The sequence below is a fragment of the Micrococcus sp. UYEF5 genome (assembly GCF_040546065.1).
Lineage (GTDB): Bacteria > Actinomycetota > Actinomycetes > Actinomycetales > Micrococcaceae > Micrococcus > Micrococcus luteus.
Genome location: NZ_JBEPNB010000001.1, coordinates 262,459 through 288,176 on the forward strand (window position 1 = coordinate 262,459; position 25,718 = coordinate 288,176).

Here is a 25,718-nt window from a genome sequence, read left to right on the forward strand (position 1 = left end):
CGCGCCCCTCAGAAGGCGGCCACGGCCTGGTAGGTCTCGGCCTGCGCGCGGTCGTACCAGCGCGCCCCCAGGCGCACGCCCAGCCACAGCGCGACAGCGCCCCACGCGAGCCCGAGCGCCACCGTCACCCACCCCCACACGGCGGCCCCGGTGATGAGCCGGACCACGAAGGGCACCAGGAACGGCACCGCGAGCGCCAGGCTGACCAGCATCGCGGCGCCCTGGACGAGCATCGTGCGCATGGCCGCGCCCTGCGGCGTCGCGAACGGGCTGTCCCCCGGCTTCGGGACCGGGTAGACGAAGCGGGCGGAGACGAACGCGGACAGCCCGGCGGTCGTCCCGAACAGGCCGAGGGCCAGGCCCAGCATCGGCGCCAGCAGGGACCAGTCACCCGCCGCCGCCGCCACCGTCGCCGTCGTCACGAGCAGGATCATCGGCACGCCCCAGCCCGCCAGGCCCAGGACCCGGCCCCAGCGGTCGTCCACGCCCCGCACGCCCGAGACGACGTGCAGGTGGAACGCCGTGTGGTCGTAGGCGATGTCCGCGGAGATCGAGTAGGCCAGGGACCAGGCGGTGATCGGCCCGAGGACCAGCAGCAGGCCCAGTCCGGGGCCCCCCTCCCCGGCCATGCCCCCGGTGAACCACAGCAGGACGGCCATGAGCGGGATGATGATGAGCCCGGCCGCGTACCGCGGGTCGGCCAGCCAGTAGCGCTGGGCGCGGGCCGCGATCGCGGTGCGCGGGCCCGTGGCCGGTCGGCCCAGCCAGCGCAGCGGCGTCGGGTCCGCTCCCGCGGCGACGCGGCGGGACCGACCGCCGCCCACGGCCACCGGCTCCACGGTGCGGCGCACGGCCAGGTGCCACAGGGCCAGGGCGGCCAGGCACCAGGCGGCCGCCACCGCGAGGTGGAGCGCGACGGCGGCGCCGCGGCCCTCGGCGGCCGCCCACGCCGCGGCGGGGCCCGCCCCGAACGGGGTCCACGCCGCGCCGCGGGCGATCTGGGGCGCGATCGCCAGGAAGTCCTCGAACGACGCGACGGCCCGCGAGAGGGCGAGGCCGCCGAGCATGAGCGGGATGAACAGCAGGACGGAGACGACGTCCCGCACCCGACGCCGGCTCGCGTAGGCGGCCAGGAGGCCGGCGAGGCCGGAGCCGATCGCCACGGCGGTCACCGCGGTGATCGCGCCCCCGGCCAGGCCCGCTGCCAGCGCGGCCGGCCGGTCCCACCAGCTGGCCCCCAGGCCCACCAGCACGGCCAGCGTGGCGAGCCCGACCGGCGTCGTGAAGGCGCTCAGGACCAGACCGGCGATGAGGGTGCGGGCCGGGACGGGGAAGAGCACGAAGCTGTGCGGGTCGAGGGTGGCGTCCACGCCCGTGACGAACGGCGGGATGACGAGCCAGGCGAGCACCACGACGGCGGCGGCCAGCACGGTCGTGGCGCCGCGGGCCTCGTCCGGCAGGGCGGGCAGGCCCGTGACGAGCAGCGTCACCGCCACGGCGGCCATGCCGAGCACGTACAGCGCGCCGAGCACGCTCATCACCAGGGTGAACGGGGACCGCCGCCACTGGTTCAGGGTCAGCGTCCAGCGCAGTCGGACGAGCGTCAGAGCCATGTCAGCCCCGCCGAGCCGTGGCGGCCGCCGACGAGGTCCACGAAGCGGTCCTCGAGGTCGCGCCCGTCCCGGACCTCCTCGAGCGTGCCGGCGGCCCGCAGCGTCCCGGCCGCGATCACGGCGACGTGGGTGCACATGCGCTGGACGAGGTCCATCACGTGGCTCGAGACGATCACGGTGCCGCCCCGCTCCACGTACGAGTGCAGGATGTCCCGGATGTTCGCGGCGGAGACCGGGTCCACGGCCTCGAACGGCTCGTCCAGGACGAGCAGGTCCGGGGCGTGGACCATGGCGGCCGCCAGGGACACCTTCTTGGTCATGCCGGCGGAGTAGTCGGCGACGAGCTTGTGGCCGGCGTCCTCCAGGTCCATCACCCGCAGCAGGTCCGTGGTCCGCTCGGCCACGGTGTCCGCGTCGAGCCCGTGCAGCAGCCCGGCGTAGGTCACGAGCTGCGCGCCCGTGAGGCGGTCGAAGGTGCGCACGCCGTCGGCGAGCACGCCGACCCGTCGCTTGGCCTCGAGGGGCTGCTCCCACACGTCGACGCCGTGGATCCAGGCGCGGCCGTGGTCCGGGCGCAGCAGCCCGGTGGCCATGGACAGGGCGGTGGTCTTGCCCGCCCCGTTGGGCCCGACCACCCCGAAGAACGATCCGGCCGGGACGTCCAGGTCCAGCGCGTCGAGCGCCAGCTTGTCCCCGAACCGCTGGGTCAGCCCGCGCGTGACGAGGGCGAGGTCCGGATCGGGGGCGTCCACCGCGCGACGACGGGCGGCGGCCGCCAGGTGGGCGGGGGCAGGCTCGGGCGCATGCGGAGTCATGCCTGGGACGTTACCCACCGTCAGGCGGACACGGCGTCCTCCTCAGGGATGAACCGTGGGTCCCTCAGAACAGCGCTGCGGCCAGCCGACGCCGCGAGGCCTGAACACGGGGATCGTCCGTGCCCACCACGGTGTAGAGGTCCACGAGGTGGGCGCGTGCCGTCTCGCGGTCGTCGCCGGGGTGGAGGGCGATGAACCGCACGAGCCGGGCGAAGGCGTCCTCCACGTGGCCGCCGAGCACGTCCAGGTCGGCGACGGCGAGCTGGGCGGCGACGTCGTCCGGGCCGTCCGCGGCGGCCGCGCGCACCGCCGCAGCGTCGGCGTCACGGGTGCGCAGCATGAGGCGGGCCGCGGACAGGCCCTGCTGGGCCACGGCGTCCGCGGGGCTGTCGGCCAGCGCCGCCTCCCACGCCGAGACGGCCCCGGGCAGGTCGTCGGCGGCGAGGGCCTCATGGGCGGCCCGGTGCAGCGGCGGCACGGGCGGAGCCTCCGCGGCCGCGGCGTCGGCGTCCTGGCGCGCCGGGGCGACGGGGGGCACGGTGCCGGCGACGCCGTTCTGACGGGCCACCTCGAGGATCTCCCCCATGAGCTGGCGCAGCGTCTCCTCCGGCACCTCCTGATTGACCAGCGGCACCGGCTGCCCCGCCACCACGGCCATGACCGCGGGGCCGGCCCCCAGGCCGAGCGCCTGCAGCACGGCGGGCTCCTTCGCCACGTCCAGACGCGCGAGCACGAGCCGTCCCGCCTGGGCGTCGACCGCGTCCGCGAACTGCCGGTAGAGCGCCTCGCTCGCCGCGTCCCCGGGCACGTGCAGGTGCAGCAGCACCGGCACCTGGGCGGAGAGCTGGACCAGCTGCTGCAGCAGACCCTGGTCGGCGTCCGCGATCACCCACGAGCCGCCGCCGGCGCCGGCGTCGGCCCCCGGCGCGGTCCGCCCGGCCGGGGCCGGGGTGCCGAGCGAGGACAGGTCGACGGCGCCGCGCAGGTGGGACGGGGCGTCGGAGGGGGGCTGGGCGGTCACGTCGGTCACGATCCTTCCGGTCCGGGTCCGCCCCGTCGCCGGCGCGAGAGGCGTTGTCACTGCGCCCCACGGTAGCCTCCCCGGCGTGGCGCGGTCAGGCCGGGGCCCTGACGTACGCTGAGCGCGTGGAGGAGAAGGAGACCGCATCCGGCCCGGACGCCGCCGGCGTCGCCGACGTCCGCGCCCCGGCCGAGCCCGAGGGCACCGAGCAGCCGCCCGTGGCCGGCATCCCCGTGGAGCCGGTCGGGGTGGCCGCCGCGCCGCCGTCGCACGGGCCGACGCCCGCCGGGCGTCGTCGACTGCCCCGCCTGGGCTCCGTCCTGCGGCGGCGCCGACCCTTCCTCGAGGAGGACCGGGTGGACCCCGAGTCGGTCCCCGTCGACGGCGCCGAGGATCCGGCGGTCGCGGCCGTGGCCGTCGAGTCCCCCGGGCTGACCGGCTTCCTGCTCGCAGTCGGCGTGGCCCTGGCCATCGGCGTCGTCTCGGTGCTGCGCACGAACGGACAGCTCATCGTGTGGATCGCCGCGGCCCTGTTCATCGCCCTGGGCCTGGATCCGCTGGTGCGCCGGGTCGAGTCCTGGGGCGCGCCCCGCTGGGTCGGCGTGCTCACGGCCGCGCTCGGCCTGGCCGCCGTGGCCGGGGCGTTCGTCGCCCTCCTGGTCCCCACGGTGATCGAGCAGTCCACGCAGCTGGTCCAGGACCTGCCGGCCATCATCGACGGGGTGATGACCGCCGAGTGGTTCGTGCAGCTCGACGAGGAGTTCCACCTCCAGGAGGCCGTTCGCGCCCAGACCGAGCGCCTCGCCGCCGACGGCGTCGCCGTCACCGACCTGTTCGGCGGGCTCCTCGGCTTCGGCCAGACCGTGCTGAACGCCGTCTTCTCGGTGCTCGTGGTGGTCGTGCTGACGCTGTACTTCCTCTCCTCCCTGCCGCACATGAAGTACTGGGCCTACCGGCTCGCACCGCGCTCGCGCCGGCCCCGGATCGAGGCGCTGTCCGAGCAGATCACCTCCTCGGTCGGCCACTACGTGATGGGCCAGTCCTTCGTGGCCGCCCTCAACGGCGCGGTGGCGTTCACGGCGCTGGCCATCGCCGGCGCCCCCTTCGCCGTCCTGCTCGCCGCGATCGCCGCCTTCATGGCGTTCATCCCGCTGGTGGGCGCCGCGATCGGCGGCACGCTGCTGACCCTCGTGAGCCTGCTGACGTCGTGGCAGACCGCCGCCGTGTTCGCGGCCATCTACTTCGTCTATCTGCAGATCGAGGCCTACGTCATCTCGCCGCGCGTCATGGCGCGCGCGGTGTCCGTGCCGGCGGCCGTGGCCGTGATCGCGGTGATCGCCGGAGGCGCGCTGCTGGGCGTCCTCGGCGCCCTCATGGCGATCCCGCTCGCCGCCGCGCTGCTGCTGCTGGTCCGCGAGGTCTTCATCCCCCGTCAGGACGCCCGGTAGGCCCACGACGGCGGCGCGGCCCGGACCGTCGCGGTCAGCGGCTCGGGCGGGTGCGCCAGCACACCGGGTGCCAGTGCCGCCGGTCCGCTCCCGCGTCCTCGTCCCCCATGATCCAGTCGGCGCGCCAGGCCACGAGGTGCGCCTGGCCCTGCCGGATCACCCGGCCGCAGCCGGGGCACGTGTAGTCCTTCACCGCGCGCCACGCGGGGATCTGCCGGACGTGCCAGCCGCCGTCGGACCCGGACTGGCGCGAGTAGCCCGCGTCCAGGCCGAGGAGCTCCTCGAGCGGGTCGGACCGCCCCGGCGACGGCCGGGACCGCCGGGAGACGCCGGAGGCCCCGCGCTCGCTCCGCCGAGGCGCGGACGAGCGGCGGGGACGGTTCGAACGGGGCATGTCCCCATGCTGACACACGAGCGGGTGGGCACGGTCCGCCTAGGATGGACCGGTGCGACTCGTCATTGCCCGCTGCTCCGTGACCTATGAGGGCCGCCTGAACGCCCACCTGCCCACCGCCACCCGCCTGCTCATGGTGAAGGCGGACGGCTCGGTGCTGGTGCACTCCGACGGCGGTTCCTACAAGCCCCTCAACTGGATGTCGCCGCCCGCGACCCTGCACGTGGAGGAGCCCTCCCCCGATCAGGCCGACCAGGGGGTGACGCAGGTCTGGCGCGTGCAGGCCAAGAAGTCCGACGACCGACTCATCGTGCTCATCGAGGAGGTCCTGGCGGACGACTCCCACGAGCTCGGCGTGGACCCCGGCCTCGTCAAGGACGGCGTGGAGGCGGATCTGCAGCGTCTGCTGGCCGAGCAGATCAGCCTGCTCGGCGACGGCCACACCCTCGTGCGCCGCGAGTACATGACGGCGATCGGCCCCGTGGACATCCTGGCCCGCGACGCCGACGGCGGCACCGTGGCGGTCGAGCTCAAGCGCCGTGGGGACATCGACGGGGTCGAGCAGCTCACCCGCTACCTCGAGCTGATGAACCGGGACCCGCTCCTGGCGCCCGTGCGCGGCGTGTTCGCGGCCCAGCAGATCAAGCCCCAGGCCCGCACCCTCGCCGAGGACCGCGGCATCCGCTGCGTCACCCTCGACTACGACGCGATGCGCGGCGTGGACGACGCCGAGTCCCGCCTGTTCTGAGGCGCCGGGCGGGCTCAGCGGCGCCAGAAGGACGACGCCGCGGACGGCCCCGCCTCGCTCCAGGCGCGCAGGGCGCCGGCGTCGTCGGGGTCGACGACGACGCGCACCGGACGTGTGCCGGCGCTCAGCTCCAGGACGGCCCGGCCGGCCTCGTCCGCCGGGAGGCGGTCGATCTGCAGGCGGCTCCGGTCCGCGCTCCAGCGCTCTCGCGAGAGGCGCCAGCCCCCGGTGAGGCGCAGGCGGGACTCGTCGTACACGCCGATCACACGCTCACGCCCCGGGCCCTCCCGCTCCAGGACCGCAGGGAAGGCGGCCGTGACACGGGCGAGGGCCCGGCGCCGCATCACCAGGGCGAGTGCCGACAGCACGATGACTGCCACCACGGTCGCCGAGGCGATGAGCACCGGGCCCTCCACCGTCAGGTCCTGCCGCGCCGCGTCAGGCCGCCGCGGCGTCGCCCAGCCGGGCGGACGTCGCGGCGATCACGACACGGTCGTGGTCCACGGAGAAGAAGCCGCCGCGGGCCTGCGCGGTGACGGTGCCGCCGTCCGTGGTCCGCACCACGACCTCGCCGTCGCCGAGGACGGCGAGCATCGGGGTGTGGCCCGGGAGGATGCCGATCTCACCGTTGACGGTGCGCGCCGACACGGCCGACGCGGCGCCCGACCAGATGGACCGCTCCTCGGAGACGATCTCGACGTTGAGCTCAGCCATGATCGATCAGCCCTCGGCCTGGATCTTGGCCCACTCGCGCTCGACGTCGTCCAGGCCGCCCACGTTGTAGAAGGCCTGCTCCGCGACGTGGTCCAGGTCGCCGTCGGCGATGGCCTTGAAGCCCTCGACGGTGTCCTTGACCGGCACGGTGGAGCCCTCGACGCCGGTGAACTGCTTGGCGGTGTAGGTGTTCTGCGAGAGGAACTGCTCGATCTTGCGGGCGCGGCCCACGGTGATCTTGTCCTCCTCGGAGAGCTCGTCCACACCGAGGATCGCGATGATGTCCTGCAGCTCCTTGTTCTTCTGCAGGATCTGCTTCACGCGGATGGCCACGTCGTAGTGGTCCTGGCCCACGTACTGCGGGTCGAGGATGCGCGAGGTCGAGGCCAGCGGGTCCACGGCCGGGTACAGGCCACGGGACGCGAGGTCACGGGTCAGGTTGGTGGTCGCGTCCAGGTGCGCGAACACGTTGGCCGGGGCCGGGTCGGTGTAGTCGTCCGCGGGGACGTACACGGCCTGCATCGAGGTGATGGAGTGGCCGCGGGTCGAGGTGATGCGCTCCTGGAGCACACCCATCTCGTCCGCCAGGTTCGGCTGGTAGCCCACGGCGGAGGGCATGCGGCCCAGCAGCGTGGAGACCTCGGAACCGGCCTGCGAGAAGCGGAAGATGTTGTCGATGAACAGCAGCACGTCCTGGTTCTGCACATCGCGGAAGTACTCCGCCATGGTCAGCGCGGACAGGGCCACACGCAGACGCGTGCCCGGCGGCTCGTCCATCTGGCCGAACACGAGGGCGGTGTCCTTCAGGACGTCCGCCTCGTCCATCTCGACCCAGAGGTCGTTGCCCTCACGGGTGCGCTCGCCGACGCCGGCGAACACGGAGGTGCCGCCGAAGTTGCGGGCCACACGGGTGATCATCTCCTGGATGAGCACGGTCTTGCCCACGCCGGCGCCGCCGAACAGGCCGATCTTGCCGCCCTTGATGTAGGGGGTCAGCAGGTCGATGACCTTGATGCCGGTCTCCAGCATCTCGGTGGAGCCCTCGAGGGACGCGAAGTTCGGGGCCGGGCGGTGGATCGGCCAGCGGTCCTCGGCCTGCAGCTGCGAGGCGGGCATGTCCAGGGTCTCGCCGAGCACGTTGAAGATGTGGCCCTTCACGGCGTCGCCGACCGGCACCGAGATGGGGGCGCCGGTGTCCACGACGTCGGTGCCGCGCACCAGGCCGTCGGTGGACTGCAGGGAGATGGCGCGGACCATGTTGTCGCCGAGGTGCTGGGCGACCTCGAAGGTGACCGTGCGGCGCTGGCCGTTGAGGTCGATCTCGGTGGTCAGCGCGTTGTAGATCTCCGGCATCGCGTTGGCCGGGAACTCGGCGTCGATCACGGGGCCGATGACGCGTGACACGCGTCCGGTGGCACCGCCGGTGGGGGTCCCGGTGCCCTGGTCAGTGATGGTGGCAGTCATCTCTCTCACTTCTATCGTGTGTGGATGGCGAGTCTGGTGAGTCCCGAACGGGCTCAGGAGTTGTTGAGCGCGTCCGCGCCCGCGATGAGCTCGGTGAGCTCCTGGGTGATCTCGGCCTGACGGGCGTTGTTCATCAGGAGGGTGTAGTCCTTGATGAGGCTCGTGGCGTTGTCGCCCGCCGACTTCATGGCGCGCTGACGGTTGGCGAGCTCCGAGGCCGCCGACTGCAGCATCGCGTTGAAGATGCGCGACTCGATGTACTTGGGCAGCAGCGCGTCGAGGACCTCCTCCGCGTCCGGCTCGTACTCGTAGAGCGGCAGCACGTCCTCGGCGGTGGCGGCCTCCTCCTCGACGACCTCGAGGGGCAGCAGACGCACCACGTGGGGGTTCTGCTTCACGAGCGAGACGAACTCGGTGAACACGACGTGGATCTCGTCCACGCCGCCGTCCGCCGTGTCCGTGAGGAACGCGTCCACGAGCACCTCGCCGATCTCGGCGGCGCGCTCGGCGACGGGGGCGTCCGTCTGACCGGTCCACAGCTTCCTGTAGCCGCGGCCGCGGAAGTCGAAGTACGTCTGCGCCTTGCGGCCGACGACGTACACGTCCACGTCCTTGCCCTCCTCGCCGAGGCGGGCGAGGAGCTGCTCGGCCTTGCGCAGCACGTTCGCGGAGTACGCACCGGCGAGGCCGCGGTCCGAGGACATGATGAGCACGGCCGCCCGGGTCGGGTTCTCGGGCTCCGTGGTGAGGACATGATCGATGTCGTGCTGGCTCGACACGGCCGAGACGGCGCGGGTGATCGCGTTCGCGTAGGGCAGCGACGCGCTGACGCGCTCACGTGCCTTGGTGATGCGAGACGTGGCGATCAGCTCCATCGCCTTGAAGATCTTCTTCATCGACGACGTCGACGCGATCTTCTGACGGTAGACCCGGATCTGGGCTCCCATGGTGGTCCTTTCCCTGGCGGGAGGGCGGCCCGGCGTCGTCCCCGTGGGGTCCGACGCCGGACCGCTCCCTCACCGACCGGCGGTCAGCGCTTCTGCTTGGTGATCTGCTCCTGCGCGACCTGGTCCTGCTCGATCGCGCGGTGCTCCTCGTGGCCGGCCTGCACGCCGCCGTCCTCGGAGGACTGGAAGCCCTTGGAGAACTCGGCGACGGCCGACTCGAGCGCGGACACGGTGCCGTCCTCGAGCTTGCCGGTGGAGGCGATGTCGGTCAGGACGGAGGTGTGGCGACGCAGGTGGTCGATGAACTCGCGCTCGAAGCGCAGCACGTCCTGCACCGGCACCTCGTCGAGGTGGCCCTTGGAGCCGGCCCAGATGGACACGACCTGCTCCTCGACCGGGTAGGGCGAGTACTGCGGCTGCTTGAGCAGCTCCATGAGGCGCTCACCGCGGGCGAGCTGGCGGCGGGTGGCCGGGTCCAGGTCGGAGGCGAACATGGAGAACGCCTGCTGGTCGCGGTACTGCGCCAGGTCCAGCTTCAGCGTGCCGGAGACCTTCTTCATGGCCTTGACCTGGGCGGCGCCGCCCACGCGGGACACCGAGATGCCCACGTCCACGGCAGGACGCTGGTTGGCGTTGAACAGGTCCGACTGCAGGAAGATCTGGCCGTCGGTGATGGAGATGACGTTGGTCGGGATGTAGGCCGACACGTCGTTCGCCTTGGTCTCGATGATCGGCAGGCCGGTCATCGAGCCTGCGCCCATCTCGTCCGAGAGCTTGGCGCAGCGCTCGAGGAGCCGGGAGTGCAGGTAGAAGACGTCGCCCGGGTAGGCCTCGCGGCCCGGCGGGCGGCGCAGCAGCAGGGAGACGGCGCGGTAGGCCTCGGCCTGCTTCGACAGGTCATCGAAGATGATCAGCACGTGCTTGCCGCCGTACATCCAGTGCTGGCCGATGGCCGAGCCGGCGTAGGGGGCGAGGTACTTGAAGCCGGCCGGGTCGGACGCCGGGGAGGCCACGATGGTGGTGTACTCCAGGGCGCCGTGCTCCTCCAGCGTGGCGCGGACGCCGGCGATGGTGGAGGCCTTCTGGCCCACGGCCACGTAGACGCAGCGGACCTGCTTCTCGACGTCGCCCGACTCCCAGTTGGCCTTCTGGTTGAGGATCGTGTCGACGGCGATCGCGGTCTTGCCGGTCTGGCGGTCACCGATGATCAGCTGACGCTGGCCACGGCCGATCGGGATCATGGCGTCGATGGCCTTCATGCCGGTCTGCAGCGGCTCGTGGACCGACTTGCGCTCGGTCACGGTCGGCGCCTGCAGCTCGAGGGCACGGCGGCCCTCGGCCTCGATCGGGCCCAGGTCGTCGATGGGCTGGCCCAGTGGGTCCACCACGCGGCCCAGGAAGGCGTCGCCCACCGGAACGGAGAGGATCTCGCCGGTGCGCTGCACCTCCATGCCCTCGCGGATCTCCTGGAACTCGCCGAGGACGACGACACCGATCTCGCGGGTGTCGAGGTTCTGGGCCAGGCCCTGGATGCCGTTCTCGAAGCGCAGCAGCTCGTTCGCCATGACGGAGGGCAGACCCTCCACACGAGCGATGCCGTCCGCCGCGGAGATGACACGGCCGACCTCGGTGCGATCGGTGCCCGACGGTTCGTACGATGCCGCGAAATCATTCAAGGCATTGCGGACATCGTCAGCGTTGATGGTCAATTCGGCCATCTGCAGTCCCTGCTCTCTGTGCTTGGTGATCATCGACGTGACGATGATGCTTACGTTCGTGGGTGTTCCGGATGCGGGCGGGAGCCGGCGTCAGCCGGCCATCCGCCGCTGGAGGTCGTGGAGGCGCGAGGCCATGGACCCGTCGACGACGTCGTCGCCGACCTGGACGCGGATGCCGCCCACCACGTGGGGGTCCACCGTCACGTCCATGACGAGATCGCGGCCGAAGGCGCGGCGCAGGCCCAGGGCCAGCCGCTCCTGCTGCTCGGCCTCGAGCGGCCGGGCCACGGTCACCTCGGCGATCCACTGGCGCTGCCGCTCGGCGACGACGTCCGCGGCCTTGCGGACGGCGGCCGACGGCTTCAGGCCGCGCGGGGCCGAGACGGCGCGCTCGACCAGCAGTCGGCCGGCCGGGCTGGCCGACTCGCCCAGGAGACGACCGGCCAGAGCGGCCCGTGCCTCGAGGGGTGCGTGCTGATCGGTGAGCGCCCGCTGCACCTCGTGCGAGTCCTCCACCGTGCGGTTGAAGGCCAGCAGCTCGCCCGAGAGGGCGGCCAGGCCCGCGTGTCCGCCGCGTGCGGCCTCCGCGGCGGCCGCGTGCGCGGCCACCGTCTCGAGGGCGTCCCCGAGATCGCGCTCCGCCGACCAGCGGCGGCCGGCCAGGTCCTTCAGGACCTGCAGTGCACCGGGGGTCACCCGGGCGCCGAACAGCGAGTCGACGAGGCCGTGACGGCGCTCGGTGGTCCAGGCGGGGTCGGTCAGGGCGCGGCGCAGCGCGCCGTGCTCGTCCACCACGTCCAGCGCGCCGAACAGCTCGCGTGCCAGGGCCACGCCGCCCTCGTCCAGCACCGGACCGACGGCCTCCAGGGAGGCGGCCAGGGAGTCCCTCGATGCGCCCGTCATCATTCGGCGACACCTGCGCTCTGGTGACGGTCCAGGTCAGCCAGGAAGCGGTCGACCACGCGCTGCGAGCGGGCGTCGTCCTCGAGGGACTCGCCCACGATCTTGCCGGCCAGGGTCGTGGCCAGCGAGCCGACCTCGCCCTTGAGCTGCGCGGCGGCCTGCTGACGCTCGGCGGCGATCTGCGCCTGCGCCTGCTCGGAGATGCGCGTCGCCTCGGCGGTCGCGCGCTCGCGCGCCTCGGCCACGATCTCGGCGGCCTCGGTGCGGGCATCCTCGCGGATGCGGTTCGCCTCGGTGCGGGCGTCCGCCAGCTGCGACTCGTAGTCCGCCATCATCGCGTTCGCCTCGGCCTGGGCCTTCTCAGCCTTGGCCAGACCGCCCTCGATCGCCTCGACACGGTCCTGGTAGGACTTCTCGAGGGTCGGGACGATGAACTTGATGACGATGAACATGAGCAGGGCGAAGCCCACCACGACGACGAGGATCTCCCACGGGTTGGGGATCAGGGGGTTGGCCCCCTCAGCCGCCGCGAGGATCAGTCCGTTGCTGATCATGTTTCAACCATCCTTCGGTCAAGAGTCCTGTGGAGAGGGAGCACCGACGGTCTCACCGTGCGGGCGCTCCGTGGACGCGGCGCGTCAGGCGCCGATGACGAAGGCGAAGACGAGGCCCAGGATGGCGAGGGCCTCGGCGAGCGCGAAGCCCAGGAGGGCGATCGGCTGCAGGATGCGCTGGGCCTCCGGCTGACGGGCGACGCCGTTGATGTAGGCGGCGAAGATCAGGCCCACGCCGATGGCGGAGCCGATGGCGGCGAGGCCGTAGCCGATCATGTTGAGCGAACCGTGCAGTTCCATGGTGTTCCTTTCACGAGGCCGAGGTGTCCGGCCGGGTTGTGGAGGGTCGGCCTCCCGGGTGGTCCTCCTGCGGAGGGCCGGGAAGACTGGTGGCGGGCTCTCCCGCCGTACCGCGGCCGCCTGGGTCGTGCCCGAGGCGGCCCCGGAAGATCAGTGGTCGTTCGCGTCGATCGCGCCCTGGATGTAGATCGCGGTCAGCAGCGTGAAGACGAAGGCCTGCAGGTACATGATCAGCAGCTCGAGGAAGTACAGGGCCACCGAGCCGAGGATGACCAGGATGCCGGTGCCCTGCAGGGCCAGGCTGCCGGTCTGCGTGATCAGGTAGGCGGCACCGGCGCCGGCGAGCATCACGATCATGTGGCCGGAGAGCATGGTGGCCATCAGACGCAGGGAGTGGGTCAGCGGGCGCACGATGAAGTTGGAGATGATCTCCAGCGGCACGAGCAGCGGCAGGATCCAGCCGGGCACACCCGAGGGCACGACGGCCAGCTTCAGGTAGCGCACGCCGTGGCGCTTGATGCCGACGCCGATCCAGATCGCGTAGACGATGAGGGCCAGGCCGTAGGCGGCGCCCGCGTGGGAGAAGGTCGGCAGCTGCAGCACCGGGATGGCGCCGAACAGGTTGTTCAGCAGCACGAAGAAGAAGATGGAGAAGAGCAGCGGGACCCACTGCTTGAAGTTCTTCTCGCCCAGGATGTCCTTCGCGATGTCGTTCCGGACGAAGGAGTAGCCGGACTCGGCGAGCCACTGGGCCTTGCCGGGCACGAGCCGGGGACGGCGCATGGCCCACGCGAAGAAGGCGGTGATGAGCACTACGGAGAGCAGGACGAGCAGCATCTGCTTGCCGAAGCCGGTGCCGTACTCCGCACCCCAGGGGAAGATCTCCGGGAGGTGACCATCAGAGATGGTGGGGGGCACGAATGATGCGTTGGCCAGCACGAGGGTCAGCACGCGGTTCCTCTCCGAAGTGATGCAGTCGACGGGACCGCAGCCTCGTCCCCGGACCACAGGCGGGCGCCGCGACATTGCGGGGGTACCGGTGCGATGCGAGACACGGATGGCGGCAGGTGGGCGCCGTCGAAGTGTTCGCCGCCAACGATACCAAACGGTGACCCGTGCTCCGTACCGCAGAAGGGGCCCACGACATGGCCCCCGGCTCGGTGTCTTCGCCCCTCGGGCGGGTCAGTCGGTGTAGATCCCGCGGCGGGTCCGCGCGAAGACGAGGACCTCCGCGGCCTGCCAGACGAGGATCGTCACGAGGGCGGCGATCGCCGCCGCGTCCGCCCGGACCCAGCCGGGGCGGGGCAGGACCCCCAGCAGCACCGCGAACACCGCGATCTTGAGCACGAACAGCCCCACGCTGACCGGCAGCGCCGCCTCGCGCGCCCGGTCCCACACGAGTGCCGTCGTCGCCCCGGTGAGCGCCGAGAGCGCGAGCACCGCGCCGCCGCCCAGCAGGGCGCTCCCGGCCGCCTCCCCGCCGACGGAGAGCAGCCACGCGGCGCACGTGATCGCCAGGGCAGCCCCCGCCGCGGTCAGGGACCACCCGAGGATCCCCCACCAGCCGCGGCGGTTCTCCCAGCGGCGCCGGCGTCGGCGGCCGCCCGCCCCGGTCACGCGTCCCCCCGCTCGTCCGGGTGGGCCGCGGCGTCGTGCCGGTCCGCGCGACGGCGCTCCACGATCGGATGCAGGGTGAGGTAGCCGGCTCCGGCCAGGGCCACGGCGAGCACGGGCAGGACGATCATGTGGTCCACGAAGTTCAGGGACACCGCGCCCCATGCCACGAGGAACGCCCAGAGCCAGAGCAGCGCGACGGCCTGCGCCTGGGTGTAGCCGCCGTCCACGAGCTTGTGGTGCAGGTGCCCGCGGTCCGCCGAGAAGGGGCTGGTGCCCTTGGCCGTGCGCCGCAGCACGGCCAGGGCGAGGTCCGCGAGCGGCAGGGCGAGGACGGCGACGGGCAGCAGGATCGGCATGTAGGCGGGGACGTTGCGGAAGCGCATCCCGTCCAGGGCGTTGACGTCGGCGGTCACGGCGACCGCGGCCGCGGCCATCAGCAGGCCGATGAGCATGGCCCCCACCTCGCCCATGAAGATGCGGGCCGGGGACAGGTTCCACGGCAGGAAGCCCACGCACGCGCCGACGAGCAGGGCCATGAGCAGGGTGGCGAGGTTGGCGTAGTCGAACTGGTTGATGGTCCGCGTCAGCAGATACGAGTAGACGAAGAAGGCCGAGCCGCCGATCAGCGCGACGCCCGCCGCCAGGCCGTCCAGACCGTCCACGAAGTTGATCGCGTTCATCGTCAGCACCACGGCGAACACCGTGAGGATGACCTGCGTGGTCTCGTTCCCCACCGGGATCCAGCCCACCGGCATCGCCTCGATGCGGATCCCGCCCAGGGCCACCGCGAGTCCGGCCAGCACCTGGCCGGCCATCTTCACCCACCAGCGCAGGTCCCACATGTCGTCGGCGATGCCCACGACGAGCACGACGGCGACGGCGACCAGGAGCCCGCGCATCGCGGCGTCGTCCGCGTAGATCCCCTGGAGGAACGGCACGACTCCCCCGACGGCGAATCCCACCAGCACGGCCGCGGCCATGGCCACGCCGCCCAGCTTCGGCACGGGGTGCCGGTGCACATCCCGCTGGCGCAGCGGGGTGAACACGCGCGCGCCCAGCCCCAGCCGGCGCATGAGGGGCGTCAGGGCCCCGCAGGCGACGGCCGTGACCATGACCAGGACGAGATACGCGCGCATGGGGGCCGGTCAGGCCTCCCGGTCGGCGGGGCGCGCCGCGGCGGCGTCGTCGGCGGCCGCGATCCGCTCGGCGGCGACCGGCGGCTCCTCGCCCTCGGCGAGCAGGTCCGGCACCACCGCGCGCAGCTCCTCCAGGGGCACGGAGCCCTGCCGGGCCACGCGGAACGGGGTGACGGTGCAGTCCACGATCGTCGAGGGATCCCGGCTCTCGCGGGGGCCGGCGTCGAGGTAGAGGGCCACGGACTCCCCCAGCATCGAGCGGGCGGCGTCGGCGGTGGTGGCGGCGTCCATGCCGGTGCGGTTCGCGCTGGAGACGGCCATGGGGCCGACGGCGTAGAGCAGTTCGCGGGCCACCGCGTCGTCGGGCACGCGCAGGGCGACGGTGCCGCGGGTCTCGCCGAGGTCCCAGGTCAGCGTGGGCTGGGACTTGAGGATGAGCGTGAGGGCGCCGGGCCAGAAGCGCCCGGCGAGGGCCTCGGCCTCCTCCGGCACGTCGTACGCGAGGCCGGCCATGACGCGGCGGTCCGCGATGAGCACGGGCGGCGGCATGGTGCGGCCACGGCCCTTGGCGGCCAGCAGCACGGCCACGGCCAGCGGGGAGAACGCGTCCGCTCCGATGCCGTAGACGGTGTCCGTGGGCAGGACCACGCAGCCGCGGTCCGCGAGGACCTCGCGGGCGCGGGCCACGGCATCCTCGAGGGCGGCCGGATCCGAGACGTCGATGAAGTCACTCACGTCGGTCATTCTTCCACCTCCGCGCCCGCCACGGCGTCGCAGGACCGGCGCGCCGTGAGGAACCGGTCTCGTCCGGTGAGGTCCTGGTGGACTCGGACGCCCGTGAACCGCCGGTCCGCGCCGAGGGCGGCCAGGAGGGCCGGGCCCTGCGTCTCGTGGTGCTCCATGGCGAACAGGCCGCCCGGGACGAGCAGGTCCGCCGCCCGGTGCGCGATGGCGCGCGGGATCCGCAGCCCGGGCGCGTCCCCGCCGTAGAGCGCCCGCGCCGGGTCCAGTCGGGCCTCGGGCTGGGCGGGCACCTCGGCCTCGGGCACGTAGGGCGGGTTGCTCACGACGACGTCCACGCGGCCCTCGAGGTTGGGGCACGCGACAAGGGCATCGGCTTGTCGCAGGTCGACCCCGCGCGGGGCGAGGTTCCGCCGGGCCCAGTCGGCCGCCGTCGGGTCGAGCTCGACGGCGGTGACGGCGAGCGGGCGGCCCCGCGCCTCGCCCCACGCCGCGACGGCCGCGGCGATCGCGCCGGAGCCGGTGCACAGGTCCACCACGGCGCCCGCCGCGGGCCGCGCGGCCAAGTCGGCCACGACGGTCTCCACGAGCAGCTCGGTCTCCGGCCGCGGGACGAAGACGCCTGGGCCGACCGCCAGGTCGAGCCCGTGGAAGTGCGCGACGCCGGTCAGGTGCTGGACGGGCTCGCGGGCGGCGCGGCGCCCGACGAGCGCCTCGAAGGCCGCCGCCTGCGCGGGCTCGGCCACGGCCCCGGCGAACACCCGGGCCAGCAGCGCGCCGCGGTCGAGGCCGAGCACGTGGGCCAGCAGCAGCTCGGCGTCCACACGCGGCGAGTCGATGCCCACCGCGGTCAGGCGGGCGGCGGCGTCGCGCAGCAGCGCGGACCAGGCCGGTGCGCTCACGCGTCCCCGCCCAGCGCGGCGAGCCGCCGCTCCTCGTCGAGGGCGAGGCAGGAGGCGATCACGGCCTCGAGGTCGCCGTCGAGGACCGCGTCGAGGTTGTGCGCCTTGTAGCCGGTGCGGTGGTCCGCGATCCGGTTCTCCGGGAAGTTGTAGGTCCGGATGCGTTCCGAGCGGTCCATGGTGCGCACCTGCGCGGCGCGCGCCGCGGAGTTCTCGGCGTCCTGCTCCGCCCGCTGCCGCTCGAGCAGCCGCGACCGCAGCACGCGCAGCGCGGCCTCGCGGTTCTGGATCTGGGACTTCTCGTTCTGCATGGAGACGACGATCCCCGTGGGCAGATGCGTCAGACGCACCGCGGAGTCGGTCGTGTTGACGGACTGGCCGCCCGGCCCGGAGGAGCGGAAGACGTCCACTTTGAGGTCGTTCGGATCGAGGTGGACCTCGTCCGGGGCGTCCACCTCGGGCAGCACGAGCACGCCGGCGGCGGAGGTGTGGATGCGGCCCTGGGACTCGGTGACGGGCACGCGCTGCACTCGGTGCACGCCGCCCTCGAACTTGAGCCGGGCGTAGACGCCGTCGGCCGGGTCGGCCGCGCTCCCCCGCACCGCCACGTGGACGTCCTTGTAGCCGCCCAGGTCGGAGTGCGTGGCGGAGAGGACCTCCGTCTTCCAGCCCCGGGACTCGGCGTAGCGCAGGTACATGCGCAGCAGGTCGCCGGCGAACAGGGCCGCCTCCTCGCCGCCCTCGCCGCCCTTGATCTCGAGGATCACGTCACGCGCGTCGTCGGGGTCGCGCGGGATCAGCAGCCGGCGCAGCCGTTCGGCGGCCTCGGCCTCGGCCGCCTCCAGACCGGGCACCTCGGCCGCGAAGGCCGCCGCGTCGTCGTCGCCGGCCGCGGCCAGCTCCCGCGCGTCGGCCAGCTCCTCCGCGGCCGCCGACCAGGCGCGGTGCGCCGTCACCACGGCGCCGAGCTCGGCGAACCGCCGGTTCAGCCTCCGGGCGAGCGCCGGGTCCTGGTGCACCGCCGGGTCGGACAGGCGCGCCGTCAGCTCGCGATGCTCCGCCAGGAGCCGATCCACGGCCTCGCGCCGCTGCTCCGAATCGAACACGTGCGTGCCTCTCCTCCTCCGGCCTCAGCGGGCCGGGCTGTCCGACGCGGACGGCCCCGCCCCGTCCGGCGGAGACGAGCTCCCCCGGGCGGGACGGGGCCGTGCGACGGGGCGGTCAGTCGTCGCCCTTGGACCCCAGCGTGGTCTTGGAGACCAGCATGAGGAACTCGGCGTTGGACGCGGTGTCCTTGATCTTGTTGGTGAGCAGGTCGAGGGCCTGCTGCTGCTCGAGGCCGGAGAGCACCCGGCGCAGCTTCCACATGATCTTGACCTCCTCCTGCGAGAGCAGGGCCTCCTCGCGGCGGGTGCCGGACGCGTTGACGTCCACCGCCGGAAAGATGCGGCGCTCCGCGAGGTGACGGGACAGGCGCAGCTCCATGTTGCCGGTGCCCTTGAACTCCTCGAAGATCACCTCGTCCATGCGCGAGCCGGTCTCGACCAGCGCGGTGGCCAGGATGGTCAGCGAGCCGCCGTTCTCGATGTTGCGGGCGGCGCCGAAGAACTTCTTCGGCGGGTACAGCGCCGAGGAGTCCACACCGCCGGAGAGGATGCGGCCCGAGGCCGGGGCGGCCAGGTTGTAGGCGCGGCCCAGGCGGGTCATGGAGTCGAGCAGCACGACGACGTCGCGGCCCATCTCCACGAGGCGCTTGGCGCGCTCGATGGCCAGCTCGGCGAGAGTGGTGTGGTCGTCCGCCGGGCGGTCGAACGTGGAGGCGATGACCTCGCCGTCCACCGACCGCTGCATGTCGGTGACCTCCTCGGGGCGCTCGTCGACGAGCACCATCATGAGGTGGACCTCGGGGTTGTTCGTCTTGATCGCGTTGGCGATCGACTGCAGGATCATCGTCTTGCCGGCCTTGGGCGGGGAGACGATGAGGCCACGCTGGCCCTTGCCGATGGGGCTGACCAGATCGATCACGCGGGGGCCGATCAGCTTGGGATCGGTCTCCAGGCGCAGGCGCTCCTGCGGGTACAGGGGCACGAGCTTGCCGAACTCCACGCGCTGCGGGTGCTCGACGGCGGGCTGACCGTTGACCGAGGAGATCTTCACCAGGGCGTTGAACTTCTGACGGTTGGAGCCGCCGCCGTGGTGCTGCTGCTTCTCACCGTCGCGCGGGGCGCGGATCGCGCCGACGACGGCGTCGCCCTTGCGCAGACCGTACTTCTTCACCATGGCCAGGGAGACGTAGACGTCGTTCGGGCCCGGCAGGTAGCCGGAGGTGCGGACGAACGCGTAGTTGTCCAGCACGTCGAGGATGCCGGCCACGGGCTGCAGGACGTCGTCCTCGGTCAGCTCGGTCTCGTCGACCTCGGGGCCGCCGCGGCCACGGCGGTTGCGGCCGCGCTCGTTGCGGTTGCGGCGGTTGCGACGGTTGCGGCCGCCCTCGTCGTCGCGGTCGTCGCGGCGGCTGCGGTCCCCGCGTCCGCCGTCGCCCCGGCCGCCGTCCTCGGACTTGTCGCCGCGCTGCTCGCGGGAGCCGTCGCGGCCGTTCTCACGGTCCCGATTGTTCTCGCGGCCGTTCTCGCGGTCGCGGCCGTTCTCGCGGTCGCGGCCGTTGTCGCGGTCCCGCCCGTTGCGGCCGTTGCGGCCGCGGCCGTTCTCGCGCCCGTTGTCGTCACGGTCCTCCCGGTCGCCGCGGCGGTCCGCGTCGGCGCCGTCCTCGCCCTGGGCGCCGTCGGAGCGACGGTCCTGACCCTGCTGGGCGTCGTCGTCGCCGGCGCGGCGGCGGCCGCGGGAACGGCGCTCGGACTGCGGGCGGTCCTCGCCCTCGTCGCGGGTCTCGGACCCCCCGGACCGATCCTGGTCCGAGGCGGTCTCCCGGGGGCCCTGCTCGGTCTGGGCCTCGCGGGCCTCGGCCTGGGGCTGCCCGTCCTGGGCGACGGCGGCCGGAGCGGAGGTGTCGGCGTCGGCGCGGCGCGAGCGGCGGCGGGCGGGGCGCTCGGCGGCCGGGGCGGCGTCCTCGGAGGACGCGGCCGCCGGGACGGCCTCGGCGGCGGGGGCCGCGGGGGCCTGGGCCGCGCGCTCGGCGGCGTCGCGGTCCGCCACGGAGCCGCCGCGCTGGTGGTCGGAGATCGCGGTCACCAGGTCGGCCTTGCGCATGCGCGAGCCGCCGGCGATGCCGAGCTGGGAGGCCAGGGCCTGGAGCTGGGCGAGCTTGAGCGAGGCCAGGCCACCGCCGTTCGTCGGCGTGGTCTGTTCCGTGGATTCGGTCACGAAGGTTCCTTCTCCCTCGAATGCGGCCCGGCGGCGCGTGGCGCGTCGGGCTGCGGTGTGCATCCGGTCGGGCCGCGCAGCGGCGCCCCAGAAAACCGGGTTTCATGGTGTGAACTCAGCAGTGGCGCCTCCCCTGATCGTGCGCAGTCGCTGCGTGACGGGGCGGAGGCGTCCGGACTCGACCGAGCCGGAGGGGGTCCCGCACGCCGGCCGTGCGCAGCACGGGATGGATCGCGGCGGGGTTCCGGCCGACGGCGCACGGTGCGTCCGGCCGTCACAGGCCCGGGCACCGGAGACCCGGGCCGCGCGAGGCGGTGGGGTCAGCCGTGGTGGAGTGATTCCACCCTAACACCGTCCACGGCCACGCACGGCACCAGCACGCGCCAGGCGGCCGCCCCGTCCGCCGTCAGAGCACGCGCCGCCTCCGCGGCGTGCTCGGCCGCCTGGACGCCGTCGCACAGCGCGAGCACCGTGGGACCCGCGCCGGAGACGACGGCGGCGTGGCCGCGCTCGCGCAGCCCCGCGACCAGTGCGGCGCTGGCCGGCATGGCCACGGCGCGCGGCTCCTGGTGCAGCCAGTCCCGCGTGGCGGCCGGCAGCAGCGCGGGGTCCTCCGCCAGCGCGTGGACAAGCAGCGCGGCACGGCCGGCCTGGGCCGCCGCCACGGCGTGGGGCACCTCGGCGGGCAGCACGCCCCGGGCGACGTGGGTGGACAGCTCGGTGTCCGGGATCGCGACCACCGGCACCACGCGCTCGTGCAGCCGCAGCCGCGCCGTGGCCGGGCCGGGGACGTCGTCACGGGTCCAGGAGACGGTGGCCCCGCCCACGAGCGCGGGGGCGACGTTGTCCGGGTGCCCCTCGAAGCGGGTGGCCGCCTCGAGCAGGTCCGCGGGCGCCCGGCGCAGCGCGGCCGGCAGCAGGGCCTCGGCCGCGGCGTAGGCCGCGACGACGGCGGCCGCGGACGAGCCGAGCCCGCGGGCGTGCGGGATCCGGTTCACGGCGCGCAGGTGCAGCCCCGGCGCGGTGAACCCGCGGTCCCGCAGGTGCTCGTGCGCCAGGCGCAGGATCAGGTGCGCGCCGTCCCGCGGCAGGGTGGCCTCCCCCTCCCCCTCGACCTCCGCGACGTCGGGGCCCGCCACGACCGTGAGCGTCACCTCGTCGCGCAGCTCCAGGGCCAGGCCCATCGAGTCGAAGCCGGGGCCGAGGTTGGCGGAGGTGGCGGGGACGGAGACGGACGCGGCGGTCCCGGGCGCCAGCGGCTGCGGTGCGGCCATGGCTCAGCTCAGGCCGAGGGCCTGGGCGACGGTGACCACGTCGAACGGCACCGAGCGCGGGGTCACGTCGGCGCCGTCGGCGCCGCGCAGGGCCCACTGCGGGTCCTTGAGGCCGTGGCCGGTGACGGTGATGACCCAGCTCTTGCCGGCCGGCACGTTCCCGGCGGCGTGGTGCTTGAGCAGCCCGGCGACGCCGGCGGCGGAGGCGGGCTCGACGAACACGCCCTCCTTCGCGGAGAGCCAGCGATGGGCCTCGAGGATCTCCTCGTCCGTGACGGAGTCGATCATCCCGCCGGACTCGTCGCGGGCGGCCTCGGCCTGCTCCCACGAGGCCGGGTTGCCGATCCGGATGGCGGTGGCGATCGTGTCCGGGTCGGTCACGGGGTGGCCCTGGACGATCGGGGCGGCGCCCGCGGCCTGGAAGCCCCACATCACGGGGGTCTTCGTGGCCACCGCGGGCAGCTCGGCGTCCGAGGCGCCCTCGTGCGGGTTCACGTAGGGGGCGGCGTACTCGCGGTAGCCCTTCCAGTACGCGGTGATGTTGCCCGCGTTGCCCACGGGCAGCAGGTGGTAGTCCGGGGCGTCGCCGAGGGTGTCCACGACCTCGAACGCGCCGGTCTTCTGCCCCTCGATGCGGGCCGGGTTGACGGAGTTCACGAGGAACACGGGGTAGTTCTCGGCCAGCTTGCGGGCCACCTCGAGGCAGTCGTCGAAGTTGCCCTGCACCTGGAGGATCTCCGCGCCGTGGGCCACGGCCTGGGACATCTTGCCCATCGAGATCTTCCCCTCGGGCACGAGCACGGCGCACGTGATCCCGGCCTGCGCGGCGTAGGCCGCCGCCGAGGCGGAGGTGTTGCCGGTGGACGCGCAGACGACGGCCTTCGCACCGTCCGCGACGGCCGCGGTGATCGCCATGGTCATGCCGCGGTCCTTGAAGGAGCCGGTCGGGTTCATGCCCTCGAACTTCACGTGCACGGTGCCCTGCACCAGCTCGGAGAGGTGGGGGGCGTGGATGAGCGGGGTGCCGCCCTCGCCGAGGGTGATCACGCGCGTGTCCTCGGTGACGGGCAGGCGGTCGGCGTACTCGCGGACGACGCCGCGCCACTGGTGGGCCATGGGTCAGTTCCCTTCGACTCGGAGGACGGACGCGACCTCGTGGACGACGTCCAGGGCGGCGAGCGCCCCGACGGTGGCGTCGAGGTCGCGCTGCCGCGCACGGTGGGTGATCAGCCGCAGGGACGCGCCGGGGGCGTCCTCGCGCTCAGATGGGACCTGGCGCAGCGTCTCGATGGAGACGCCGTGCTCCTCGAACACCCCGGCGACACGGCGCAGCACGCCGGGCTGGTCCGCCGCGCGCAGCACGACCATGAAGGAGGTGTGGGCCTCGGCCGGGTCCAGGGCGGGCAGGGCGGTGACGGGGGTGCGCAGGCGCGCCGGGCCGCCGCGCACGATGCGCTGGGCGATCGAGACGACGTCGCCCATCACCGCGGAGGCGGTGGGGGCGCCGCCGGCGCCGGGACCGTAGAACATGAGCTCGCCGGCGTTGTCGGCCTCCACGAAGACGGCGTTGAACGCCCCGCGCACGGAGGCCAGCGGGTGCTCCCGCGGCAGCAGGGTGGGGTGCACGCGCAGGACCGCGCCCTCGGCGCCGTCGGCGGCGCGGCCGCGCTCGGCGATCGCCAGCAGCTTGATGACGTAGCCCGCCTCCGCGGCGGCGGCGTTGTCCTCGGCCGTGATCGCGGTGATGCCCGCGACGGCCACCTGGTCCAGGGTGTACGGCGCGCCGAACGCGATGGTCGCCAGGATCGCGGCCTTCGCGGCGGCGTCGTGGCCCTCGACGTCGGCGGTCGGGTCGGCCTCGGCGTAGCCGAGCCGCTGGGCCTCGGCGAGGGCGTCGTCGAAGTCCGCCCCCTCGGAGTCCATCCGGTCGAGGATGAAGTTGGTGGTGCCGTTGGCGATGCCCATCACGCGGGTGACGCGGTCGCCGCCCAGGGAGTCGCGCAGCGGGCGCAGGATCGGGATGGCGCCGGCGACGGCGGCCTCGAAGCTGAGCTGCGCGCCGGTGGCGGCGGCCGCGGCGTACAGCTCCTCGCCGTGCTGGGCCAGCAGTGCCTTGTTGCCGGTCACCACGGACGTGCCGGCGGCCAGGGCGCGCAGGATCAGGGTGCGGGCCGGCTCGATGCCGCCCATCAGCTCGATGACGACGTCCGCGCCGTCCACGAGCGCCTCGGCGTCGGTCGTGTAGAGCGCCGGGTCCGCCTGCCAGTCGCGCGTCGCGCCCGTGTCCCGCACCGCGATGCCCGTGAGCTCGAGGTCGGCGCCCACGCGGTCCCGCAGGATGTCGGCGTCCTCGGTGAGGATCCGGGCGGTCTGGGACCCCACGGTCCCGCCGCCCAGCAGGGCGACCTTGAGTGCGGTGGGGGCGTCGGTGTGCTGGGGCATGGTCCTCCGTGATCCAGGGTGGGTCGGGCCCGCGCGACCGCGCGGCCCGGCTGGCCTCGAATCTAGCGCGGCGCCCCGGCCCGTCCCACCGCGCGACACTCGGTGTCCGCAGAGCGGGACGGACCCACCCGGGCTCGAGGCCGGCGGCCGGGTGCGCCGCGCCCGCGTCCTCAGCGGGCGAGGCGCGGATCGGCCTCGCGGGCGAACAGGTCCTCCTGCGTCTCGCGACGGATGATCACCCGCGCCTGCCCGCCGGAGACCGCGACGACGGCCGGGCGGGCCAGCGCGTTGTAGTTCGAGGACATCACGTGCGTGTACGCGCCCGTGGCCGGCACGGCCAGCAGGTCGCCGCGGCCCAGGTCGGCCGGCAGGTACACGTCGCGGACGAGGATGTCGCCGGACTCGCAGTGCTTGCCCACCACGCGGGAGAGCACCGGCTCGGCCTCCGAGGTGCGGCGCGCGGAGACGGCGGTGTAGTCGGCGTCGTAGAGGACGGGACGCGGGTTGTCGGACATGCCGCCGTCCACGGCGACGTAGCGGCGGGCCGCCGTGCCGCCGTCGGGGGCGTCCGCGTCCACGGTCTTGGTCACCCCGACCGTGTAGAGGGTCAGCCCCGCGGGGCCCGAGATGGCCCGCCCCGGCTCGAGCGAGACCCGCGGACACCTCAGGCCGAGGCGCTCGACGGTCTTCTGGACGTCGTCGGCGAGGGCGTCGGCGATCTCCGCGGCCGGGCGCGGCTCGTCCACGGCCGTGTAGGCGATGCCGTGGCCGCCGCCGAGGTCGAGCTCGGCCAGCTCCACCCCGTGCTCGGCCTTGACCTCGGCGAGGAACTCGAGCACGCGTCCGGCCGCCAGCCCGAAGCCCTCGGCCTCGAAGATCTGGGACCCGATGTGGCAGTGCACGCCCAGCAGGTCGATCGACTCGGCCGCCAGGGCCGCGGCCACGGCGACGGCGGCCGGCGAGCGGCCGGCCACGTTGCCGTCCCGGTCGCTGGACGCCGGGGCCAGGGAGAGGCCGAACTTCTGGTCCTCGTGCGCGGTGGCGATGAAGTCGTGGGTGTGCGCGTGCACGCCCGGGGTCAGCCGGAGCATCACGGGGGCGCGGCGGCCGGCCTCGGCCGCGAGCGCGGCCAGGTGGGTGAGCTCGTCGAGCGAGTCCACGATGATCCGGCCCACGCCCGCCTCGAGGGCGGTCCGCAGCTCGGCGTCCGACTTGTTGTTGCCGTGCAGGCCGATGTGGGCCGGGTCGACGCCGGCGGCCAGCGCGATCGCCAGCTCGCCGCCGGAGGCGGTGTCCACGCGCAGGCCCTCCTCGGCCGCCCAGCGGGCGGTGGAGAGGGTGAGCATGGACTTGCCGGCGTAGTAGACGTCCGCTCCCCCGCACAGGTCGGCGAACGCGGCGTCGAAGCCCTCGCGGAACGCGCGGGCGCGGGCGCGGAAGTCGTCCTCGTCCACCACGAGCAGCGGCGTGCCGAACTCCGCGGCGAGCGCGCTCGCGCGCAGGCCCTGGACGGTGAGCTCGCCGTCGGCCGCGCGGTCCACGCCGGCGGCCCACAGGCCGGGCACGAGCGCGTCCGGGTCCCCCGGCGCGGGGAGCCAGGCGGGGGCGAGCGGGGAGGCGGGGGCGGGCTGCGTCGTCGTCATCCG

The 25,718-nt window shown here is 73.7% G+C and carries 25 protein-coding genes; 2 read left to right on the plus strand and 23 right to left on the minus strand.

What is annotated here, in order from left to right; all coding sequences use genetic code 11:
- Positions 1-8: 8 nt before the first annotated feature.
- The 3 genes from ABIB16_RS01270 to ABIB16_RS01280 all read right to left on the minus strand — a co-directional run bounded on the left by ABIB16_RS01270 (position 9) and on the right by ABIB16_RS01280 (position 3,449).
- Entirely contained in the window at positions 9-1,613 is a 1,605-nt protein-coding gene (locus ABIB16_RS01270; protein WP_159833049.1) for a Tat (twin-arginine translocation) pathway signal sequence, read from the minus strand.
- Entirely contained in the window at positions 1,604-2,428 is an 825-nt protein-coding gene (locus tag ABIB16_RS01275) for an ABC transporter ATP-binding protein (protein ID WP_159833047.1), read from the minus strand. Before ABIB16_RS01275 ends, ABIB16_RS01270 begins: the two co-directional genes overlap by 10 nt.
- 64 nt (positions 2,429-2,492) lie before the next feature.
- Positions 2,493-3,449, minus strand: coding sequence for a co-chaperone YbbN (locus ABIB16_RS01280; RefSeq protein WP_225348405.1), 957 nt, complete (start codon positions 3,447-3,449; stop codon positions 2,493-2,495).
- A gap of 125 nt (positions 3,450-3,574) precedes the next feature.
- Between ABIB16_RS01280 and ABIB16_RS01285 the strand changes: the two genes are divergently transcribed.
- A complete protein-coding gene (locus tag ABIB16_RS01285; RefSeq protein ID WP_036382174.1) occupies positions 3,575-4,897 on the plus strand; it encodes an AI-2E family transporter in 1,323 nt (440 codons plus the stop codon).
- A gap of 34 nt (positions 4,898-4,931) precedes the next feature.
- Here the strand turns inward: ABIB16_RS01285 and ABIB16_RS01290 are convergent, their stop codons facing one another.
- Positions 4,932-5,291 (minus strand): Rv1322 family protein, encoded by a 360-nt coding sequence (locus ABIB16_RS01290; protein WP_036382177.1) that lies wholly within the window; start codon positions 5,289-5,291, stop codon positions 4,932-4,934.
- A 52-nt stretch (positions 5,292-5,343) separates the two neighbouring features.
- On the opposite strand from ABIB16_RS01290, the gene nucS reads away from it, so the two are divergent.
- Entirely contained in the window at positions 5,344-6,039 is a 696-nt protein-coding gene (nucS, locus tag ABIB16_RS01295; RefSeq protein WP_002857250.1) for an endonuclease NucS, read from the plus strand.
- Between the two features lie 14 nt (positions 6,040-6,053).
- On the opposite strand, the gene ABIB16_RS01300 is transcribed toward nucS, so the two are convergent.
- From ABIB16_RS01300 to lysA, 19 genes are all read right to left on the minus strand, one after another.
- Positions 6,054-6,443: a DUF2550 family protein gene (locus ABIB16_RS01300; RefSeq protein WP_230259842.1), complete on the minus strand. Its 390-nt coding sequence runs from the start codon at positions 6,441-6,443 to the stop codon at positions 6,054-6,056.
- Positions 6,444-6,477: 34 nt separating this feature from the next.
- Positions 6,478-6,753 (minus strand): F0F1 ATP synthase subunit epsilon, encoded by a 276-nt coding sequence (locus ABIB16_RS01305; protein WP_036313044.1) that lies wholly within the window; start codon positions 6,751-6,753, stop codon positions 6,478-6,480.
- 6 nt (positions 6,754-6,759) lie between these two features.
- Positions 6,760-8,217, minus strand: coding sequence for a F0F1 ATP synthase subunit beta (gene atpD, locus ABIB16_RS01310; protein WP_044659202.1), 1,458 nt, complete (start codon positions 8,215-8,217; stop codon positions 6,760-6,762).
- 53 nt (positions 8,218-8,270) lie between these two features.
- The gene (locus ABIB16_RS01315) at positions 8,271-9,164 is read right to left on the minus strand and encodes a F0F1 ATP synthase subunit gamma (protein ID WP_158183659.1); all 894 of its coding nucleotides are present in this window, start codon (positions 9,162-9,164) and stop codon (positions 8,271-8,273) included.
- 83 nt (positions 9,165-9,247) lie between these two features.
- Positions 9,248-10,882, minus strand: a complete 1,635-nt coding sequence (atpA, locus tag ABIB16_RS01320; RefSeq protein ID WP_036334989.1) for a F0F1 ATP synthase subunit alpha — start codon at positions 10,880-10,882, stop codon at positions 9,248-9,250.
- A 90-nt stretch (positions 10,883-10,972) separates the two neighbouring features.
- The gene (locus ABIB16_RS01325) at positions 10,973-11,785 is read right to left on the minus strand and encodes a F0F1 ATP synthase subunit delta (protein ID WP_044659210.1); all 813 of its coding nucleotides are present in this window, start codon (positions 11,783-11,785) and stop codon (positions 10,973-10,975) included.
- On the minus strand, positions 11,785-12,339 hold the full coding sequence (locus tag ABIB16_RS01330) for a F0F1 ATP synthase subunit B (protein WP_002857262.1): 555 nt from the start codon (positions 12,337-12,339) through the stop codon (positions 11,785-11,787). The genes ABIB16_RS01325 and ABIB16_RS01330 overlap by 1 nt, the downstream gene beginning before the upstream one ends.
- Before the next feature lie 84 nt (positions 12,340-12,423).
- Positions 12,424-12,639: an ATP synthase subunit C gene (locus tag ABIB16_RS01335; RefSeq protein WP_002857264.1), complete on the minus strand. Its 216-nt coding sequence runs from the start codon at positions 12,637-12,639 to the stop codon at positions 12,424-12,426.
- A gap of 150 nt (positions 12,640-12,789) precedes the next feature.
- Entirely contained in the window at positions 12,790-13,590 is an 801-nt protein-coding gene (atpB, locus tag ABIB16_RS01340; protein WP_036382182.1) for a F0F1 ATP synthase subunit A, read from the minus strand.
- Between the two features lie 231 nt (positions 13,591-13,821).
- On the minus strand, positions 13,822-14,256 hold the full coding sequence (locus tag ABIB16_RS01345; RefSeq protein ID WP_036382185.1) for a hypothetical protein: 435 nt from the start codon (positions 14,254-14,256) through the stop codon (positions 13,822-13,824).
- Entirely contained in the window at positions 14,253-15,392 is a 1,140-nt protein-coding gene (locus ABIB16_RS01350; protein WP_036382187.1) for an MraY family glycosyltransferase, read from the minus strand. Before ABIB16_RS01350 ends, ABIB16_RS01345 begins: the two co-directional genes overlap by 4 nt.
- A 9-nt stretch (positions 15,393-15,401) precedes the next feature.
- A complete protein-coding gene (locus ABIB16_RS01355; protein WP_036313064.1) occupies positions 15,402-16,136 on the minus strand; it encodes an L-threonylcarbamoyladenylate synthase in 735 nt (244 codons plus the stop codon).
- Positions 16,133-17,035 (minus strand): peptide chain release factor N(5)-glutamine methyltransferase, encoded by a 903-nt coding sequence (prmC, locus tag ABIB16_RS01360; protein ID WP_036382189.1) that lies wholly within the window; start codon positions 17,033-17,035, stop codon positions 16,133-16,135. Before prmC ends, ABIB16_RS01355 begins: the two co-directional genes overlap by 4 nt.
- On the minus strand, positions 17,032-18,141 hold the full coding sequence (gene prfA, locus ABIB16_RS01365; protein WP_036382191.1) for a peptide chain release factor 1: 1,110 nt from the start codon (positions 18,139-18,141) through the stop codon (positions 17,032-17,034). Before prfA ends, prmC begins: the two co-directional genes overlap by 4 nt.
- Positions 18,142-18,256: 115 nt before the next feature.
- A complete protein-coding gene (gene rho / locus ABIB16_RS01370) occupies positions 18,257-20,356 on the minus strand; it encodes a transcription termination factor Rho (protein WP_049147163.1) in 2,100 nt (699 codons plus the stop codon).
- Between the two features lie 320 nt (positions 20,357-20,676).
- The gene (gene thrB, locus ABIB16_RS01375; RefSeq protein WP_230282173.1) at positions 20,677-21,630 is read right to left on the minus strand and encodes a homoserine kinase; all 954 of its coding nucleotides are present in this window, start codon (positions 21,628-21,630) and stop codon (positions 20,677-20,679) included.
- Positions 21,631-21,633: 3 nt separating this feature from the next.
- Positions 21,634-22,746 carry a threonine synthase gene (gene thrC, locus ABIB16_RS01380; RefSeq protein ID WP_036313078.1) on the minus strand — a complete coding sequence of 371 codons (1,113 nt, stop codon included), beginning with the start codon at positions 22,744-22,746 and terminating at the stop codon, positions 21,634-21,636.
- Between the two features lie 3 nt (positions 22,747-22,749).
- Positions 22,750-24,072, minus strand: coding sequence for a homoserine dehydrogenase (locus tag ABIB16_RS01385; RefSeq protein WP_049147165.1), 1,323 nt, complete (start codon positions 24,070-24,072; stop codon positions 22,750-22,752).
- Positions 24,073-24,242: 170 nt separating this feature from the next.
- Positions 24,243-25,715, minus strand: coding sequence for a diaminopimelate decarboxylase (lysA, locus tag ABIB16_RS01390; protein ID WP_271437763.1), 1,473 nt, complete (start codon positions 25,713-25,715; stop codon positions 24,243-24,245).
- Positions 25,716-25,718 lie beyond the last annotated feature (3 nt).

Coding starts and splice junctions, on each gene's coding strand:
- ABIB16_RS01270 (WP_159833049.1), bottom strand. CDS start 1,613: ATGGCTCTGACGCTCGTCCGACTGCGCTGGACGCTGACCCTGAACCAG.
- ABIB16_RS01275 (WP_159833047.1), bottom strand. CDS start 2,428: ATGACTCCGCATGCGCCCGAGCCTGCCCCCGCCCACCTGGCGGCCGCC.
- ABIB16_RS01290 (WP_036382177.1), bottom strand. CDS start 5,291: ATGCCCCGTTCGAACCGTCCCCGCCGCTCGTCCGCGCCTCGGCGGAGC.
- ABIB16_RS01305 (WP_036313044.1), bottom strand. CDS start 6,753: ATGGCTGAGCTCAACGTCGAGATCGTCTCCGAGGAGCGGTCCATCTGG.
- atpD (WP_044659202.1), bottom strand. CDS start 8,217: ATGACTGCCACCATCACTGACCAGGGCACCGGGACCCCCACCGGCGGT.
- ABIB16_RS01315 (WP_158183659.1), bottom strand. CDS start 9,164: ATGGGAGCCCAGATCCGGGTCTACCGTCAGAAGATCGCGTCGACGTCG.
- atpA (WP_036334989.1), bottom strand. CDS start 10,882: ATGGCCGAATTGACCATCAACGCTGACGATGTCCGCAATGCCTTGAAT.
- ABIB16_RS01325 (WP_044659210.1), bottom strand. CDS start 11,785: ATGACGGGCGCATCGAGGGACTCCCTGGCCGCCTCCCTGGAGGCCGTC.
- ABIB16_RS01330 (WP_002857262.1), bottom strand. CDS start 12,339: ATGATCAGCAACGGACTGATCCTCGCGGCGGCTGAGGGGGCCAACCCC.
- ABIB16_RS01335 (WP_002857264.1), bottom strand. CDS start 12,639: ATGGAACTGCACGGTTCGCTCAACATGATCGGCTACGGCCTCGCCGCC.
- ABIB16_RS01350 (WP_036382187.1), bottom strand. CDS start 15,392: ATGCGCGCGTATCTCGTCCTGGTCATGGTCACGGCCGTCGCCTGCGGG.
- ABIB16_RS01355 (WP_036313064.1), bottom strand. CDS start 16,136: ATGACCGACGTGAGTGACTTCATCGACGTCTCGGATCCGGCCGCCCTC.
- thrB (WP_230282173.1), bottom strand. CDS start 21,630: ATGGCCGCACCGCAGCCGCTGGCGCCCGGGACCGCCGCGTCCGTCTCC.
- thrC (WP_036313078.1), bottom strand. CDS start 22,746: ATGGCCCACCAGTGGCGCGGCGTCGTCCGCGAGTACGCCGACCGCCTG.
- ABIB16_RS01385 (WP_049147165.1), bottom strand. CDS start 24,072: ATGCCCCAGCACACCGACGCCCCCACCGCACTCAAGGTCGCCCTGCTG.
- lysA (WP_271437763.1), bottom strand. CDS start 25,715: ATGACGACGACGCAGCCCGCCCCCGCCTCCCCGCTCGCCCCCGCCTGG.